The organism is Candidatus Binataceae bacterium, from assembly GCA_035508495.1.
In the GTDB taxonomy this organism is placed as follows: domain Bacteria; phylum Desulfobacterota; class Binatia; order Binatales; family Binataceae; genus JASHPB01.
In genome coordinates, this window is record DATJMX010000030.1 from 55,869 (window position 1) to 69,782 (window position 13,914).

General features: G+C 61.7%; 16 protein-coding genes. 10 read left to right on the forward strand and 6 right to left on the reverse strand.

The window, feature by feature from the left end; all coding sequences use genetic code 11:
* Positions 1-4: 4 nt before the first annotated feature.
* Positions 5-1,411 carry a carotenoid oxygenase family protein gene (locus tag VMA09_10260; protein ID HUA33977.1) on the reverse strand — a complete coding sequence of 469 codons (1,407 nt, stop codon included), beginning with the start codon at positions 1,409-1,411 and terminating at the stop codon, positions 5-7.
* 335 nt (positions 1,412-1,746) lie between these two features.
* Here VMA09_10260 and VMA09_10265 point away from each other — a divergent pair, with 335 nt between their 5' ends.
* From VMA09_10265 to lipA, 6 genes are all read left to right on the forward strand, one after another.
* A complete protein-coding gene (locus VMA09_10265; protein HUA33978.1) occupies positions 1,747-2,286 on the forward strand; it encodes a PH domain-containing protein in 540 nt (179 codons plus the stop codon).
* A 6-nt stretch (positions 2,287-2,292) separates the two neighbouring features.
* Positions 2,293-2,943 carry a ribonuclease HII gene (locus tag VMA09_10270; protein ID HUA33979.1) on the forward strand — a complete coding sequence of 217 codons (651 nt, stop codon included), beginning with the start codon at positions 2,293-2,295 and terminating at the stop codon, positions 2,941-2,943.
* Complete coding sequence (locus VMA09_10275) at positions 2,927-3,667, forward strand: thiamine pyrophosphate-dependent enzyme (protein HUA33980.1); 741 nt, start codon at positions 2,927-2,929, stop codon at positions 3,665-3,667. The genes VMA09_10270 and VMA09_10275 overlap by 17 nt, the downstream gene beginning before the upstream one ends.
* A 29-nt stretch (positions 3,668-3,696) precedes the next feature.
* Complete coding sequence (gene lpdA, locus VMA09_10280; GenBank protein HUA33981.1) at positions 3,697-5,109, forward strand: dihydrolipoyl dehydrogenase; 1,413 nt, start codon at positions 3,697-3,699, stop codon at positions 5,107-5,109.
* Positions 5,110-5,348: 239 nt separating this feature from the next.
* A complete protein-coding gene (lipB, locus tag VMA09_10285; protein ID HUA33982.1) occupies positions 5,349-6,053 on the forward strand; it encodes a lipoyl(octanoyl) transferase LipB in 705 nt (234 codons plus the stop codon).
* 5 nt (positions 6,054-6,058) lie between these two features.
* Positions 6,059-6,922: a lipoyl synthase gene (gene lipA / locus VMA09_10290; protein HUA33983.1), complete on the forward strand. Its 864-nt coding sequence runs from the start codon at positions 6,059-6,061 to the stop codon at positions 6,920-6,922.
* Between the two features lie 509 nt (positions 6,923-7,431).
* On the opposite strand, the gene VMA09_10295 is transcribed toward lipA, so the two are convergent.
* The 3 genes from VMA09_10295 to sufT all read right to left on the reverse strand — a co-directional run bounded on the left by VMA09_10295 (position 7,432) and on the right by sufT (position 8,642).
* Positions 7,432-7,779, reverse strand: coding sequence for a type II toxin-antitoxin system PemK/MazF family toxin (locus VMA09_10295; protein ID HUA33984.1), 348 nt, complete (start codon positions 7,777-7,779; stop codon positions 7,432-7,434).
* Positions 7,772-8,008 carry a hypothetical protein gene (locus VMA09_10300; protein HUA33985.1) on the reverse strand — a complete coding sequence of 79 codons (237 nt, stop codon included), beginning with the start codon at positions 8,006-8,008 and terminating at the stop codon, positions 7,772-7,774. Before VMA09_10300 ends, VMA09_10295 begins: the two co-directional genes overlap by 8 nt.
* A gap of 97 nt (positions 8,009-8,105) precedes the next feature.
* Complete coding sequence (gene sufT, locus VMA09_10305) at positions 8,106-8,642, reverse strand: putative Fe-S cluster assembly protein SufT (protein ID HUA33986.1); 537 nt, start codon at positions 8,640-8,642, stop codon at positions 8,106-8,108.
* A 141-nt stretch (positions 8,643-8,783) separates the two neighbouring features.
* Between sufT and VMA09_10310 the strand changes: the two genes are divergently transcribed.
* Positions 8,784-9,086 carry a GYD domain-containing protein gene (locus VMA09_10310; protein ID HUA33987.1) on the forward strand — a complete coding sequence of 101 codons (303 nt, stop codon included), beginning with the start codon at positions 8,784-8,786 and terminating at the stop codon, positions 9,084-9,086.
* A 108-nt stretch (positions 9,087-9,194) separates the two neighbouring features.
* Here the strand turns inward: VMA09_10310 and VMA09_10315 are convergent, their stop codons facing one another.
* Complete coding sequence (locus VMA09_10315; protein ID HUA33988.1) at positions 9,195-9,938, reverse strand: DNA alkylation repair protein; 744 nt, start codon at positions 9,936-9,938, stop codon at positions 9,195-9,197.
* 288 nt (positions 9,939-10,226) lie between these two features.
* Between VMA09_10315 and VMA09_10320 the strand changes: the two genes are divergently transcribed.
* From VMA09_10320 to VMA09_10330, 3 genes are all read left to right on the forward strand, one after another.
* Entirely contained in the window at positions 10,227-12,140 is a 1,914-nt protein-coding gene (locus VMA09_10320; protein HUA33989.1) for an exonuclease domain-containing protein, read from the forward strand.
* An 81-nt stretch (positions 12,141-12,221) separates the two neighbouring features.
* Positions 12,222-12,488 (forward strand): hypothetical protein, encoded by a 267-nt coding sequence (locus VMA09_10325; protein ID HUA33990.1) that lies wholly within the window; start codon positions 12,222-12,224, stop codon positions 12,486-12,488.
* Complete coding sequence (locus VMA09_10330) at positions 12,476-12,709, forward strand: hypothetical protein (protein HUA33991.1); 234 nt, start codon at positions 12,476-12,478, stop codon at positions 12,707-12,709. Before VMA09_10325 ends, VMA09_10330 begins: the two co-directional genes overlap by 13 nt.
* A gap of 195 nt (positions 12,710-12,904) precedes the next feature.
* On the opposite strand, the gene VMA09_10335 is transcribed toward VMA09_10330, so the two are convergent.
* Positions 12,905-13,879, reverse strand: coding sequence for a tetratricopeptide repeat protein (locus VMA09_10335; protein HUA33992.1), 975 nt, complete (start codon positions 13,877-13,879; stop codon positions 12,905-12,907).
* Between the last annotated feature and the right edge of the window lie 35 nt (positions 13,880-13,914).

Genomic DNA, 13,914 nt, shown 5'->3' on the forward strand with positions numbered 1-13,914 from the left:
TGATTCAGACGGAACCTCGCCACTGGCCGTGGAAGCCCACGGGCACGCGATGGTCGAGGTGCGCCCGCGCGATCGGACCGCGCTCGATTTCGCTCGCATCGAAGATCGCAAGATGGCTCGCGTCCCGCGCCTCATCGTAGATGTTGGTCAGCAGGTAGCCGTCGCCCTCGGCGGCATCGTGCGATTCAGGCACGAAGACCGGTTCCGCAAGTGCGAACGCGGGACCCGCGTTGTAGATGCGCATCTCGCGCGTCGAATGATCGAAGCGGCCGATGCCGCGATGGAATAGATCGTCGCTGCCAGGACCTCCAATGCATGCGACGTAGCCGTAGCGATAGGCGGCGCTCGTACGGCGCTCGTCGATACGCGGATACTCGCATTGCTCCTCGCACAGTCTCTCGATTGCGAACTTGCCGGGCTTGTCCCAATCGATCACCCATCGCGCGAGGCGCTGAGTCGCGAGTCGAGGTTCTGTCGGCGTTCCATCAGGATAGGGAAAAACCGCGGCGTCCTGTTCGCACACGTCGACGAAGATCCTGGAGTCGTTGCTGAAGGCATTCATCGAATGCCACGCCATCCGCGCTCCCGCCGCGAACCATCGGAAGTCTCCCGCGCCGCCATTGCGCGGTATCACGCCGATCTGCGTGCCATGGTTGGGCTCCCACGCGATCGCCGGAAGCCCCACCATCGCCCGTTTGATCGAAACGGTCACGGGACAGAACCACACCACGATAAAATCCTGCGTGATTGCGAAGTCATGAATCAGCGCCGGGATCGGACCGCGCATACTCATCGAGCGAACAATCTCGCCTGACGCGTTTGCGACGTAGAGCTCAACGTCGCCGTTGAATCTGCCGCGAGGAAAGTTGGCGAAGAAAATCATCTCGCCCGTTTCACGATCGATCTTTGGATGCGCTGTCATGTTGCGCGGCAATCGATCGTTGAACGACCATCTACCGATCGTATCGAGCGAGTCGGGATCGATTTCGATCGGCGCGTGCCCTTCCTCTAGCGCGAGCATCTTTCTGCCGTGCCAGACGAGGTTGGTATTCGCGACGCCATCGGTGCGTATCGCGGCGACGCTTGGATCGGCATCGGAAGGATTTCCCGTCGTCGCGAAGAGGGCACGGCCAGCTTCGTTTTCGAGCTTCCACTGCTGCGTCCGCACCCATCGATTGCGATACGACACTCGTCCGCCGCGGATTCGAAACGCGTGTACCATCCCATCGCCGCCGAGTGGATTGTAGATGCCGCACGGCGGAAATTGCGGATTCGGCCCGATGCGGTAAAACGTGCCATCGAGCGATTCCGGCACCTGACCTTCAACGACCAGGTCCGCGTCGTCGTACTCAACCCGAACCGGCGCAAAACCCTTCGCCAGATATGGATTCGCTGCAACAGGCGTCGCCATAGGCACCTCCAACGATTTCAAGCTGACAATCGCCGACGCTAGCAGCGCCTCAATATCCAAACAACACAAAAAGTCGCAAATTCACCGATTGTTGCTGACTTTGAGTTACCGGCGGAAAAGATTGTTTCTGTCAAGAGGATTCTGAGTCGGGAGAATATGATGGTTTTCCAGATTTTCAGGGGCAGAGGATTAATTGCTGCCGCTCGCATGCAGCCGCGTCCGATGAGCCGCTTATCACCAGCCCTGTGCATCAGCTTTCTCCGATCAATTGCCGTTGCCGCCGTGCTTTCGGATAATCGGCTTAGCGCCTGAGCCGAGAGGAGGGGCAGGTTTCGATGCGATGTCCGCAGTGCGGGAGCGAACTGGCAGCCGGCGCGGCTTTTTGCTCGCGATGCGGCACGCGGCTCTACGTCCCAAAGCCGGCTGACGTTCGCGAGTACGCGCTCGCCAAGCTGCGGCCGTCGGCCTGGCAATTCGCGCACGCGTTCGTACTCGGCGCGATCATCATCGGCGGGGGTTCCTTCATCGTTTACAACAACCACGACGCCTGGCGGCCCGGCTTCGCGCTGGTCGCCTTCGGAATCCTCGTGATCACCTTCGCCGTGATCGCGGTGCGCGCCGTAAGTTGGAGTATCACTTCCGATCGCGTGATCGAGCGGCGCGGCTACCTCGCCTCGCGGCGGCGCGAGATGGAGCTGGCGGATATCCGCTCGGTCGAAGTGGATCGGCGCATCCTGCAGCGCCTGCTCGGACTCGGCAACGTGACGATCGCCTCGGCGGCGAGCGCCGATTTTGCGATCCAGCTCCGCGACATCTATGATCCCGAGGCGGCGGCGGAAACGATCCGCAAGGCGCGCCTCAAACGCCTCGCCTGAACGACGATGTCGAAGCGACCTGACCTGCGCTACGAGCGCAAACTGTGGAAGACCGGAATCGAGGTCGTTGCCGGTGTCGATGAGGCGGGAGTCGGTCCGATGGCGGGGCCGGTGGTCGCGGCGGCGGTGATCTTCGCGCCGGAAAAATTTATCCGGGGTGTGCACGATTCCAAGCAGCTCACCGCTGAGCGGCGCGACGAGCTTCACGAACTGATTCGCACGGGAGCGCTGGCGATCGGTGTCGGAATCGCCGAGGTCGAGGAAATCGATCGGCTCAACATCTTCTGGGCGACGATGGCGGCGAGCCGGCGCGCGGTCACAGCGCTCGGCGTCGCGCCGCAGCACGTGCTGGTCGATGGCCGCAGGATTCCCGGCCTGGCGCACGAGCAGACGCGAATCGTCGGCGGCGATCGCAAGAGTTTCTGTATCGCGGCGGCGTCGATCATCGCCAAGGTCACACGCGATCGGATCATGGCCGAGCTCGACGCGCTCCATCCCGGTTACGGCTTCGCCCGGCACAAGGGCTACTGCACCGCGGATCACTTCGACGCGCTTGAAAAGCTCGGTCCGTCGCCGATTCATCGCCGCTCATTCGCGCCCGTTGCCGAGAGCGCCCAACTCAGACTCTTCGTGGACGCCGATGACCTCGCGGACTGAGCTGCTCGCGCTTTATCGAACTATCGGACTGGTCAGTCGATTCAACGGAAACGCAGACGTCGCGGCAGCGGCGGCGGTCCTGTGCGGCGCGCTTTCTCCGATGCGCGAAACTGACTGTATAGTCGCAAAGATTGATCGCGAAGTTCTGAAACTCGCGAACGAAGCGCCGCAGATCGCGACCGGCGGAATGCGCCACGCGCTCGAGCCGGCCTACACGGCACAGAATCGTAACCAACAGGCGATAGTCTGCTGCCTCTTTGATGACTCGATTCTGGCTGACGGCGAATTTCACGAGGCGATGAATGAAGCCGCCGTCGCCGCGCTACCGATCGTGTTCGTGTGCGAGAACAATTTCTACGGCCTTGGCACGCTGTTCGACGGCGCGAGCTGCCAGGAGGAGCTGTACCGTTTCGCCGCCGGCTACAAGATTCCGGCGTGGCGCGTCGACGGCGCCGACGTGCTGGAAGTCCGCGCCGCCGCGCTCGCGGCGGCAAATCACGCACGCGCCGGTGAGGGTCCCGCGCTCATCGATGCCGTCACGTATCATCCGCGCGGCGATTCGGCCGAGCCCGAGGGCTTCAAGCCGCCGCACGAGGAGATCATCCTGCATGAGCGCGAGCCCCACGCGACGTTGCGCGCGCGAATCGTTGCGGAGCATCCGGGCATTCAAACTGCCCTCGATGAAATCGATCGCGAGTGCGGCTTTGCGCGCCATCGCGCTTAGGCCCAAAATGGTGATCGAGGATCTTCATCTTGGCGAACACACGTTACGACCTCGTGGTTATCGGCTCGGGACCCGGCGGATATGTCGCTGCGATCCGCGCGAGCCAGCTCAAAATGAAAGTCGCGGTTATCGAGCGCGATCGGCCCGGCGGCGTATGCCTTAACTGGGGATGTATCCCGTCGAAGGCGCTGCTCAACTCGGCCGAGACGATGGAGAAAATTCGTCACGCAGGGAAGGAGCACGGAATCGAGGTCGGCGAGATCAAGTTCGACTTCACTAAAGTGATCGCGCGCTCGCGCGGCGCCGCCGAGAAGCTCTCCAAGGGCGTGCTGTTTCTCCTCAAGAAAAACAAGATCGATTTCTACCCGGCGAGCGCCTCGATCACCGGGCCTAATACCGTCGCACTCGCGCAGGCCGAAGGTCTGCCGGCACCAGCGGCGCCAGCGCTCGATGCGGACAAAATTTTGATCGCCGCAGGATCGGGCGAGCGGCTTTTCCCCGGCATGAACGTCGGCGACGGCGTTGTGACGAGCAAGGAGGCTCTCGTGCTCGACAAGCTGCCCGCGAGCGTCATCGTCATTGGCGCCGGCGCAATCGGATGCGAGTTCGCATATTTCTACCAATCGTTCGGCGCCAAGGTGACGATGGTCGAGCTCGAAAAGCAGATGCTCCCCGGGATGGACGCCGAGGTCGCCGAGGAGCTGCGGCGCGCATTCGTGAAACGCGGCGTCGCCGTGATGCTCGGGCATGGCTACAAGTCGATGGCGAAGCACGGCGACCTGTGGTCGGTTACGCTCGATGCGTCAGGGACTGCGAAAACCCTCGAAGCCGAAGCTGTCCTCGTCGCGGTCGGGCGCACGCCGCTCAGCCGCGACATGGGCCTCGAGAAACTCGGCATCGAGGTCGAGCGCGGCGGATTCATAAAGATTGATGAGTCATTCCGCACGGCCGTGCCGAGTATCTGCGCGATCGGCGACGTGGTGCGCCCGCCGTTGCTCGCTCATAAGGCGTCAGCCGAAGGCATCGCGGCCGTCGAAATCATGGCGGGAGTGCGCGAGCCGGGCTTCGATCTGCTGTCGATCCCCGGTTGTATTTATTGCATCCCAGAGGTCGCGACCGTGGGATTGAGCGAGGCCGACGCCAAGGCGCGCGGCCTCGAGGTGAAAGTCGGCAAGGTGCCGTTCCGCGCGATCGGCAAAGCGGTCGCGATCAACGAGGCGGAAGGCTTCGTGAAGATCGTCGCGACCACCCAATACAGCGAAGTCGTGGGATGCCAGATCATCGGCCACAACGCGACCGACATGATCTCCGAAGTGGTGCTGGGCAAGACCCTCGAAGCGACGACCGCCGAGCTCGGCCGCACCGTCCATCCGCATCCCACGATGTCCGAAGGTATAATGGAAGCCGCGCTGAACGCGGAAGGCGAGTCGATCAATTTTTGATGATGAATGACTCTCTGTCATCCCGAGCGAAGTCGAGGGATCTTGGTGGTCCCGAAGGGACTGGTGCCAGACATCGCGCGCAGCGCTTTCATAATGAAAGGGCGCGGTCCCGCCCGCTGTCCGGAACCGGCCCCTTCGGGACGCTCCGAGATTCTTCGACTCCGCAGACTCCGCTTAGAATGACGGAATAGATGGCAGCCAGTGATCGAGGGGACGACAGGTAGTAGAGCGTAGTTTTTATGAGCCCGCACAGATCACTCGATGTGGCGCGGCTGGGCGTCGTTCAGTATGAGACGGCGCTTACGCTGCAGACTGCGATGGTCGCGGCGCGTATCGAGGATCGTATCGGCGATACGCTCCTGCTCCTCGAGCATCCGCACGTGCTCACGCTCGGGCGCGGCGCTGACGAACGGTTTATCGTCGATAACGGGGCGCATCTTCCGGTGTTTCGCGTCTCGCGCGGCGGCCAGGTCACGTATCATGGGCCCGGCCAGCTCGTTGCGTATCCGATTCTCAGGCTCGAAGGCGCGGCGCGCGACGTGGGTGCGTATCTCAGGAATCTCGAGCAGGTGATGATCGACGCGCTCAGCCGTTACGGAATAGTCGCCGAGCGGCGCAAGGGCCTCACCGGCGTATGGATCGGGACGCGCAAGATCGCATCGATTGGCGTGGGGCTCAAGCGCTGGGTGACTTATCACGGTCTCGCGATCAATGTTTCGACGGATCTGGATCGATTCGCCGCAATTGTTCCGTGCGGAATTGATGGATGTGAGATGGCATCAGTAGCCGGCGAAGGCCATCCGGAAGTCACGATGCGCGAGTTCGGCGACGCGCTCGCGATGGCGTTCGGCGCGGTGTTCGGCCACGACGTCATCACGACGATCGAAAGCGCGGCGCTGTGGCGGCTCGTTGATACATCCGCGAATATCCCGCAAGCTCGGTGATCACGATGCCCGAGCGGAAACATCCCGATTGGATCAAGGTGCGCGCACCGGCGTCGCCGGAATTTTTCCGCACCAAGCAGATCCTCGGTGAGCGCAAGCTTCACACCGTGTGCCAGGAGGCGTGTTGCCCGAATATCGGCGAATGCTTCTCGCATCGCACGGCGACTTTTATGCTGATGGGCGACGTATGCACGCGCAATTGCCCGTACTGCGCGGTCGCTCACGGCAAGGTGCGGCCTCTGGATCCCGACGAGCCGCGCCGTATCGCCGACGCCGTGCGTGAGTTGGGCTTGCAGCATGTCGTGGTCACGTCGGTCGATCGCGACGATCTTCCCGACGGCGGCGCGGGGCACTTTGCCGCGACCGCGCGCGCGATCAAGTCGATGCTGCCGAAGACACGCGTCGAAGTTCTGGTTCCCGACTTCCAGGGATTGCTCGCGGCGGTCAATACCGTCGTCGCCTCGCCGGTCGACATCTACAATCACAATATCGAGACCGTCCCGAGCCTCTATCGCACGACGCGCCCGGGCGGGAAGTACGAACGATCGCTCGATGTGCTCCGCCATGCCAAGGAAACCGCGCGCGCGGCGCATAATCCGATGCTGACGAAGGCGGGAGTCATGCTCGGCCTCGGCGAGCAGCGCGACGAGTTGATCTCAGTGCTGCGCGATCTGGCTGAAATCGAGTGCGACATAATCACGCTCGGCCAGTATCTGCGCCCATCGAAGGATCATCTGCCGGTCGTGCGCTACGTGCCGCCGGCGGAGTTCGCCGAACTGAAAGTCGAAGCGCTGAAGCTAGGCTTTCGCCACGTCGAATCAGGCCCGCTTGTGCGCAGCTCCTACCACGCCTGGGAACACGTCAACTGATTCGGCCCGAACGAATTCAGTGGGACGTCCACCCTACTATTTTTCGAACAGCACCATTGCTCACTGTTTGTCGTGCTGAATGGTTGGCTGCTATCAACTCCGTCATCCAGAGCGGGCCGCCACGAGCCACCTGCCAGCGTCTTCGATGAAAAGCTCCTTCCACTCGTGTTCTGCCTCCTCATTTCACTCACGAGCACAGGGGCTGCCGTGCGGAAACTGGAACGAAGTTTCAATACTTTACCGTTTCGGCCCGCTGCGGTTGAAAATGATTTTGCGGGAGGCGATCTATGAAAAAACGCTGGACACCTTGGGGCAGTGGTGATGGACACCAGGGTACCGTTCCAGTGGATATCGAAATAGACAATTCGGAAGAAGCTCGCACAAACTTGCAAGCATTCGCTGAGGTGGGTGTTTCAGCTCTTTATAAAGATCAGCTCTCGTTTTTCAAGAAGCCGCCGGAGCGTGTTGACATAACGAGAGGTCGCTCGACACTTCGACCTTCTGCGCTTTCAGTCCGTCAGGTCCAGCACTTCTTTGATCGCTTCGCCGATTTTAGCCATCAGCGGAGCGTCGAACGTTACCAGCGGCCCTTCGATGAGGCGGCGGTTGTCGATTGCGCGCATCTGGTCGATGAGCAAATCGGAGCGCTCGCGCAGCTTTCCCGCGGGCAACATCCCGATGCGAAGCGGTTCCGCACCCGGGATGGTGTTGGTGGTCAAGGGAATGATTAGTGTCGAGGGATAGGATTCGTCGAGCAGGACTTGAGCCTGAACGATCAGGACGGGGCGAAGCTTGGCCGGCTCGGCGCCGCGTTTGGGGTTCAGATTCGCGAGCCACACTTCGCCGCGATTAGGCATCGGGGTTACGCTCGGCCGCCTCGAACTCGGCGCTTACGCGCATGTTCTCCTTGCGGACTTTGCGCGAGGCGCTCACCAGTCGATCGGCTCGAAGCCTTGCCTCGGTATCGCGGTTCATCCGCTCGATCGCTTGCCGGATGTATTCGGCGCGGGCGAGCCCGAGCGCGCGGGCATTTCGTTCGCTACGCTCGAGAGTGCCTTGGGGCAACTTGAGGGAAATGGCTTCCATCGATGTCTAGATTAGATATCTCTTGAGAATATTTCCAGGCCACAAAAAAACCCCCGGCGGGTGCCGAGGGCTTCTGAAAATCGTCTTTCGACTTCTGTTACTCGATACCCAATCGTTCGCGGGCTTCGGGCGTGATCATTTGCGGCGTCCAAGGCGGATCCCATACCAGATCGACATCGGCTTCCGACACGCTCGGCAGGCCCATCAGTTTCTGCTTGGCATCGTATGCGATCGATGCGCCCATGCCGCATCCCTGCGCCGTCAGCGTCATCTTGACCTCGATGCGCTTGGTGCCGTCGTCCTGGTCCTTGATCTCCATGCCGTAGATGAGGCCGAGGTCAACGATATTCACCGGGATTTCCGGGTCGTAGCAGCTCTTGAGCTGCTCCCACACCATCGCTTCGAGATCGCCGCCCTGCGCGGCTATGCTCCCCGCGTCCTCGGGCTTCTTGCCGACGGCGTCGGCGTCCTTGCCCGCGATGCGATACAAGCCGCCGTAGGCAGGAACCTGGATGGTGAACGTCCCGCCGAGCGACTGGGTGATGTAAGCCTCCAGTCCTTTCTCGAGCGTGACCTTGGTGCCGGCCGGGATCTGTACGGCCTCGCACTCGCGGGAAATCTCAACGCGTTCCATCTGCCAATACCTTCCTTATCAGACCCACTATTGTACTTTGCGCGCCCGAGGCTCGCCATAGCGCGATTGCGAGCAGATTGAGACATAGCCGCAAAGCGCGCCGAGTGGGATAGTCGCCGCATCAGCTAAAGGAGTGTTGCGATGGCCAACTACGTTATCTTTTTCCATATCACTCATCAGGGTCTAGACCATCTCAAAGGCGGGCCGGAACGGATCGAAGCGATCCGCCAGGACTTCGACAAACACGGCGCGAAGGTCAAGGATTTCTACGCCTTCATGGGGCATCCGACCTACGACACGATGTTTCTGGTCGAGGCGCCGAGCGACGAGGCGATCTCGCAGCTCGTCTTGAAGATCGAGGCGGCAGGCAACGTGCGCAGCGAAACCCATCGCGCATTCAACTTCGACGAGTGGAAGAAGCTCGTCGCTGGCGTAGGCAAGTAAGCTTTTGCCGGATGATGCGTTCGACCAAATTCCCGTGCGGGAAGGGAAAGAGAGTTAGTTTTTTTCTGGATTCGGCTTGAGTAAAAAATCCAGAAACGACCTAAACCCCTAGCCCCTTCCGGCACGGGAAGGGGAACCGGAAACGGAGCGGCGGCCCGGGCGGGCAAGATGCTTTGAGGCTTCGGCGATGCTTAGGTTCGAGAGGCGCTTTTCGTTGCGTTTGATGAAGGCGCCGACGGCGCGAGGATCGCTTTTGCTGTATTCGCGCAGGGCCCATCCAATTGCCTTGCGGATGAAGAATTCCTTCTCATGAGCGCGGCGCAGGCAATGAGCGAATAGCTGCCGCGCGTCGGTCTCGTGCTTGTGCTTCAGATGCGCTATCAGCGCGGTGCGTCGAATCCACATGTCGTCGTCGTCGATCCACTGCTCGATGATCGGCCTCACTTCTTTGCGATTGGCGCTAAGTACGTTGCCGACGAGATGCGCCGCGATTTCATCGACGAAGTCCCACCACGCTCCCTCGCGAACCATCCGCTCGTACAGCGCGAGCGATTCGAGCGCGATGAAATCGCGATGCTGCCGCGCGTAGGCGATCGCGATGTACTGTTCTTCGCGGTGCGGCAACTTCCACAACGCGAGCACGCCGCTTTCGTATGACTTGCGATCCGTCGGCGCGAATCTGGTGCGTATTTCCTTGATGATCGGTGCGCGCAGCGGCGTCGGCACGCCATAGAAGGTCTGCGACGTTTTCATATAGGCGGCCATCTGCACGGCCTTCTCAGGATCGGCGAGCCGCTTCAGCTCTGCCGTGACGAATCGCGCGAGCGCGGCGCTCTGGTCGGTCGATTTCACAGCCTGTTGACTAGCATCCGAGAGCATCCGTGAGCGAGCTTCCGGCTTGCCCGCCAACATCTGTGGGAGTTAAATCCACCAGAGCTCACGAGCGACGCTCTTTCTCTGCCCCTCTCTCTGAGCAGGGAGAGGGCAAGGGTGAGGGTATTCTGGGTTTTGATCTCGCGGGGATCAGCGCAGAGTCAGGCGACCCTCACCCGGCGCCGGGGTGCGGCGCCGATCTCTCCCTGGTCAGGGACAGGGATTTTGAGCGAGAGGCGGTCGCGAAGCTCTAGCGAGGAGGGGACGGTGGAGGGAGACGCGGCATCGGCAGGCGCGCATCAGCGCCATTTCGGCGAATCGATCAGGCAGAAGCTCTACGCCTATCTCGAGGCGCGCCCGGCGGGTGCCGATGCGCGCGAGCTGGTCGGACTGCTGCTGAGCGGTGCGGGCAACGATCCCGAGCTCGGCGCGCGGCTCGTGCGCGGGCTGCTCGACGGCGATCCCAATTTCATTTTCGATCAGGCGACGAGTCTCTGGCGCCTCAGCAAGAGCGAACGCCTGCGCGTGCCGCTGGACGAGGCCGAATTCGTCGTCGTCGATCTCGAGACCACCGGCGGGCGGCCCGGCCCCGGTGGCATTATCGAAATCGGTGCATGGCGGATGGTTGGGCGGCGGCTGGTCGAATCGTTCCAGACGCTGGTGCGGCCGCAAGGCGTGATTCCGCGCTTCGTGATGGGACTCACGTCGATCACCAATGAGATGGTGCGCGAGGCGCCGCCGATCGAAGCCGTGCTGCCGGCATTTCGCGACTTCCTGCGCGATCGCGTGATGGTCGCGCACAACGCCGCGTTCGATTTTTCATTTCTCGATTTCGAGTTCAGGCGCCTATTTGGGCTGGGCCTCAGAAATCCGGTGCTGTGCACGCTTCGGATGTCGCGGAGGTTCGTGCCTTCGCTCAAGCGCCGGCGGCTCGACCTGCTGGCCGAGCATTTCGGGCTTTCGACCGAAGGACGCCATCGCGGACTCGGCGACGCGCGGATGGCGGCCGAGATTCTCAGCATCTTTCTCGATATCGCGATGAAGATGGGCGTCGCGCGGCTCGACCGCCTGCTCGACGATCATCAGCGCGGGGCGGCGGGTCGCAGGATCGAGCGTCATGTGCCGCCCGAGGAAATCGCGGCACTGCCCGTGGCGCCCGGTGTGTACATCATGCGCAACGAGCGCGGCGATATCCTATATGTCGGCAAGGCGCGTCGGCTCAAGGATCGCCTCGGCTCGTATTTCAATTCCAACGTCAGCGCGAAGACGGCGGAGCTTATCAGTCACGTTTATAAAATCGAGACGCGCGTGACGCGATCGTCGCTCGAAGCGGCGCTCGACGAGGCGCGGCTGATTCGCGAGCTCAAGCCGGCGTACAACAGGATGCTCAAGTCGGCCGCGCCGGCGTATTTCATCAAGCTCGACATGATGGAGGATTTTCCGCGCATCGCGGTCGCGCAGAAACTTTCGGCCAAGCGCGGCGCGATGCATCTTGGACCGTTTGTCGGCCGCGCCAATCTCGAAAAGTCGGTGAATGCGCTCTCGCGGATACTTGGCCTGCGCACCTGTGCCGGCAAGCTCGCGCTCGACGAGGATTTCTCGCCGTGCATGTACGGCCAGATCGGCCACTGCACGGCGCCCTGCAATCTGAGTATCGGCGAGGAAGCCTACGCGGACCGCGTGCGGCAGGCGCTCGCATTCATGCGCGGAAGAACTGGTCCGATACTCGGCGCTCTCGTGAGGGCGCGCGATCAAGCCGCATCGAGTCTGCGCTACGAGGAAGCGGGGCGTATCCGCCGCGATTTGGAGGCGCTGACGACGCTCGCGCATCGCGCGACCCGCCTGAGCCAGGTCGTGACCGAGAACAATGTCGTCATCGTGACGGGCGAGGGCAGCGATCGCGTGGCGCATATCGTCCTCAGCGGCAGGCTCGCGCTGAGCCGCGCGCTCGACAGGCCCGAAGCGGCGGCCGAGGTGGCGTCGTTCGTCGGCAGCAACTACGAGCGTATGAAATTGAAAGCAGTAGAGCGCCCCGAGCTCGAAGCGATGGCGATCGTGGCGCGATGGCTGAAAGAGCGCCGCCCCAACGAAGGCCAGGTGATCAATCTACGTGGCGCGCATCTCGACCAGCGGTTATTGGAAAGCAACGCAACGAACGCTGTTGGCTGCGAAGAAACCTGACGATACCTGTACGATAAGCACCACCGCTAAGCACGCTTGGGGGAGCTTCTGAGGTACGCGCTCATCTGATAATCAGATAATATGACCAAGCGAATATCGGCCACCGAGGCTGCGCGAAATTTTTCTGACCTCCTCAATCGAGTTGCATACCGGCACGAGTCTTTTGTGGTCGAGCGCGGCGGCGAGCCTTTCTGCGAAATAGTGCCGCCGCAACCGAAGCTCGCTTACGGCCGGGACCTCATCGACTTGATCGAAAAAGCACCTCGACCCGATAAGCGCTACCTGGATTTGGTGGAAGAACTCGTAAGGCGCCAACCTAAGATTGCTAAGTCGCCATGGCAGCGCTGATCGATTCAAGCATCTTGATCGCCGCAGAACGTGCGGTATTCGACTTGCAGGTATTATTCGCGCAGCGCCCCGACGACCAGTTTGGGATCTCCGCGATTACCGCTGCCGAGTTACTGCACGGTGTCATGCGGGCAAGGACCGCGAAGCTGCGGGAGAGGCGACAGGATTTTGTGGAAGCGTCTTCGCGCGTCTGCCGGTGCTTCCGTTCGATCTCCATGTAGCACGCGTTCACGCTGGTTTGTGGGCCGATCTCGCGAACAAGGGCGCGCTCGTTGGTGAGCGAGATCTGATGATCGCTGCGACCGCAATCGCCCACGACCTTCAAGTTATGACCCTCGACCTGAGAAGCTTCCCAAGAGTCCCCGGCCTCAGCACCATCAGAGCCTAGCCGTTCAGCAGTCGCGCATCTCGCGCCTTCACTCCGCGGCGGCGATTGGGATGAAGCCGACGGTGCCGGTTCGCAGGCGCACTTGCAAGTAGTTGCCGGCGATGCCGGTTACGTGGACGTATTTGTTGGCGCGCACCTGGGCGACGACGGCGCTCGCGTTATCGGGATTCTGATAGACGGGTGAATTTTTCGTCAGCAGGAACAGCTTGTTGAGCGGCTTGATCTTCACCGGCGCTGCGGCGGCGGCAGTCGGCATTGCTGGCATCGGCGGCGACGGTGCTGCGGCTGGGGTCATCGCGGCAGCCTCGCTCGGCGCGGCCGACGGCGCCGCTGCCGGTGCTACAGTCGCGGCCGCTTCGGGCGTCGATTCCGCATTCTCCGGCGCGGGTCCCGTCAGCTTCGGATCAAGCGCACGCGCCTGCTCGTATTCGGTCTGCGCCTCGGCCTGGCGATTCGGAATCGTGTTGAGCAGATTCGCGAGCGCGTAGTGGGCCTGCGCGTTCTTCGGATCGAGACCGAGCGCGGTGCGAATCTGATCTTCGGCGGCGTCGAGCTTGTTTTGTTTAATTAGCGCCTGCGACAGATCGAGGTGATAAGCGGGCCGCTCGGGCTCGAGCGCGACCGCGGCGCGATACTGATTCTCCGCCAGCGGATACTGGCTCTGATCCATGTAGAGGTTGCCGAGCGCGACGTGGGTCGCGGCATTCTTGGGATCGAGGTCGAGGACCTTCATGAACTCGGCCTGCGCCTGCGCGGTCTTATGCTCGAAGATGTAGAGATTGCCCAGCGCGATATGCGTGCGCGGATCGTTGGGCGCGGCTTTGATCGCTTCGTTGTAGTCGCTCTCTGCTTCCCCGAGCTGATTGGTCTGCATCGCGGAGTCGCCGGCTGCAAGATCGTCGTCAACCGAACGATGATGACATCCACCGAGAAAGAGGATGGCCGCGCCAAGCGCTGCGAGCGCAGTTAGCGACGGGTAGAGGTGGCGGATTGTCTTGAGCATCGAGGGGCTCCTTTCCAGGAAGAGGAAAATGGTGC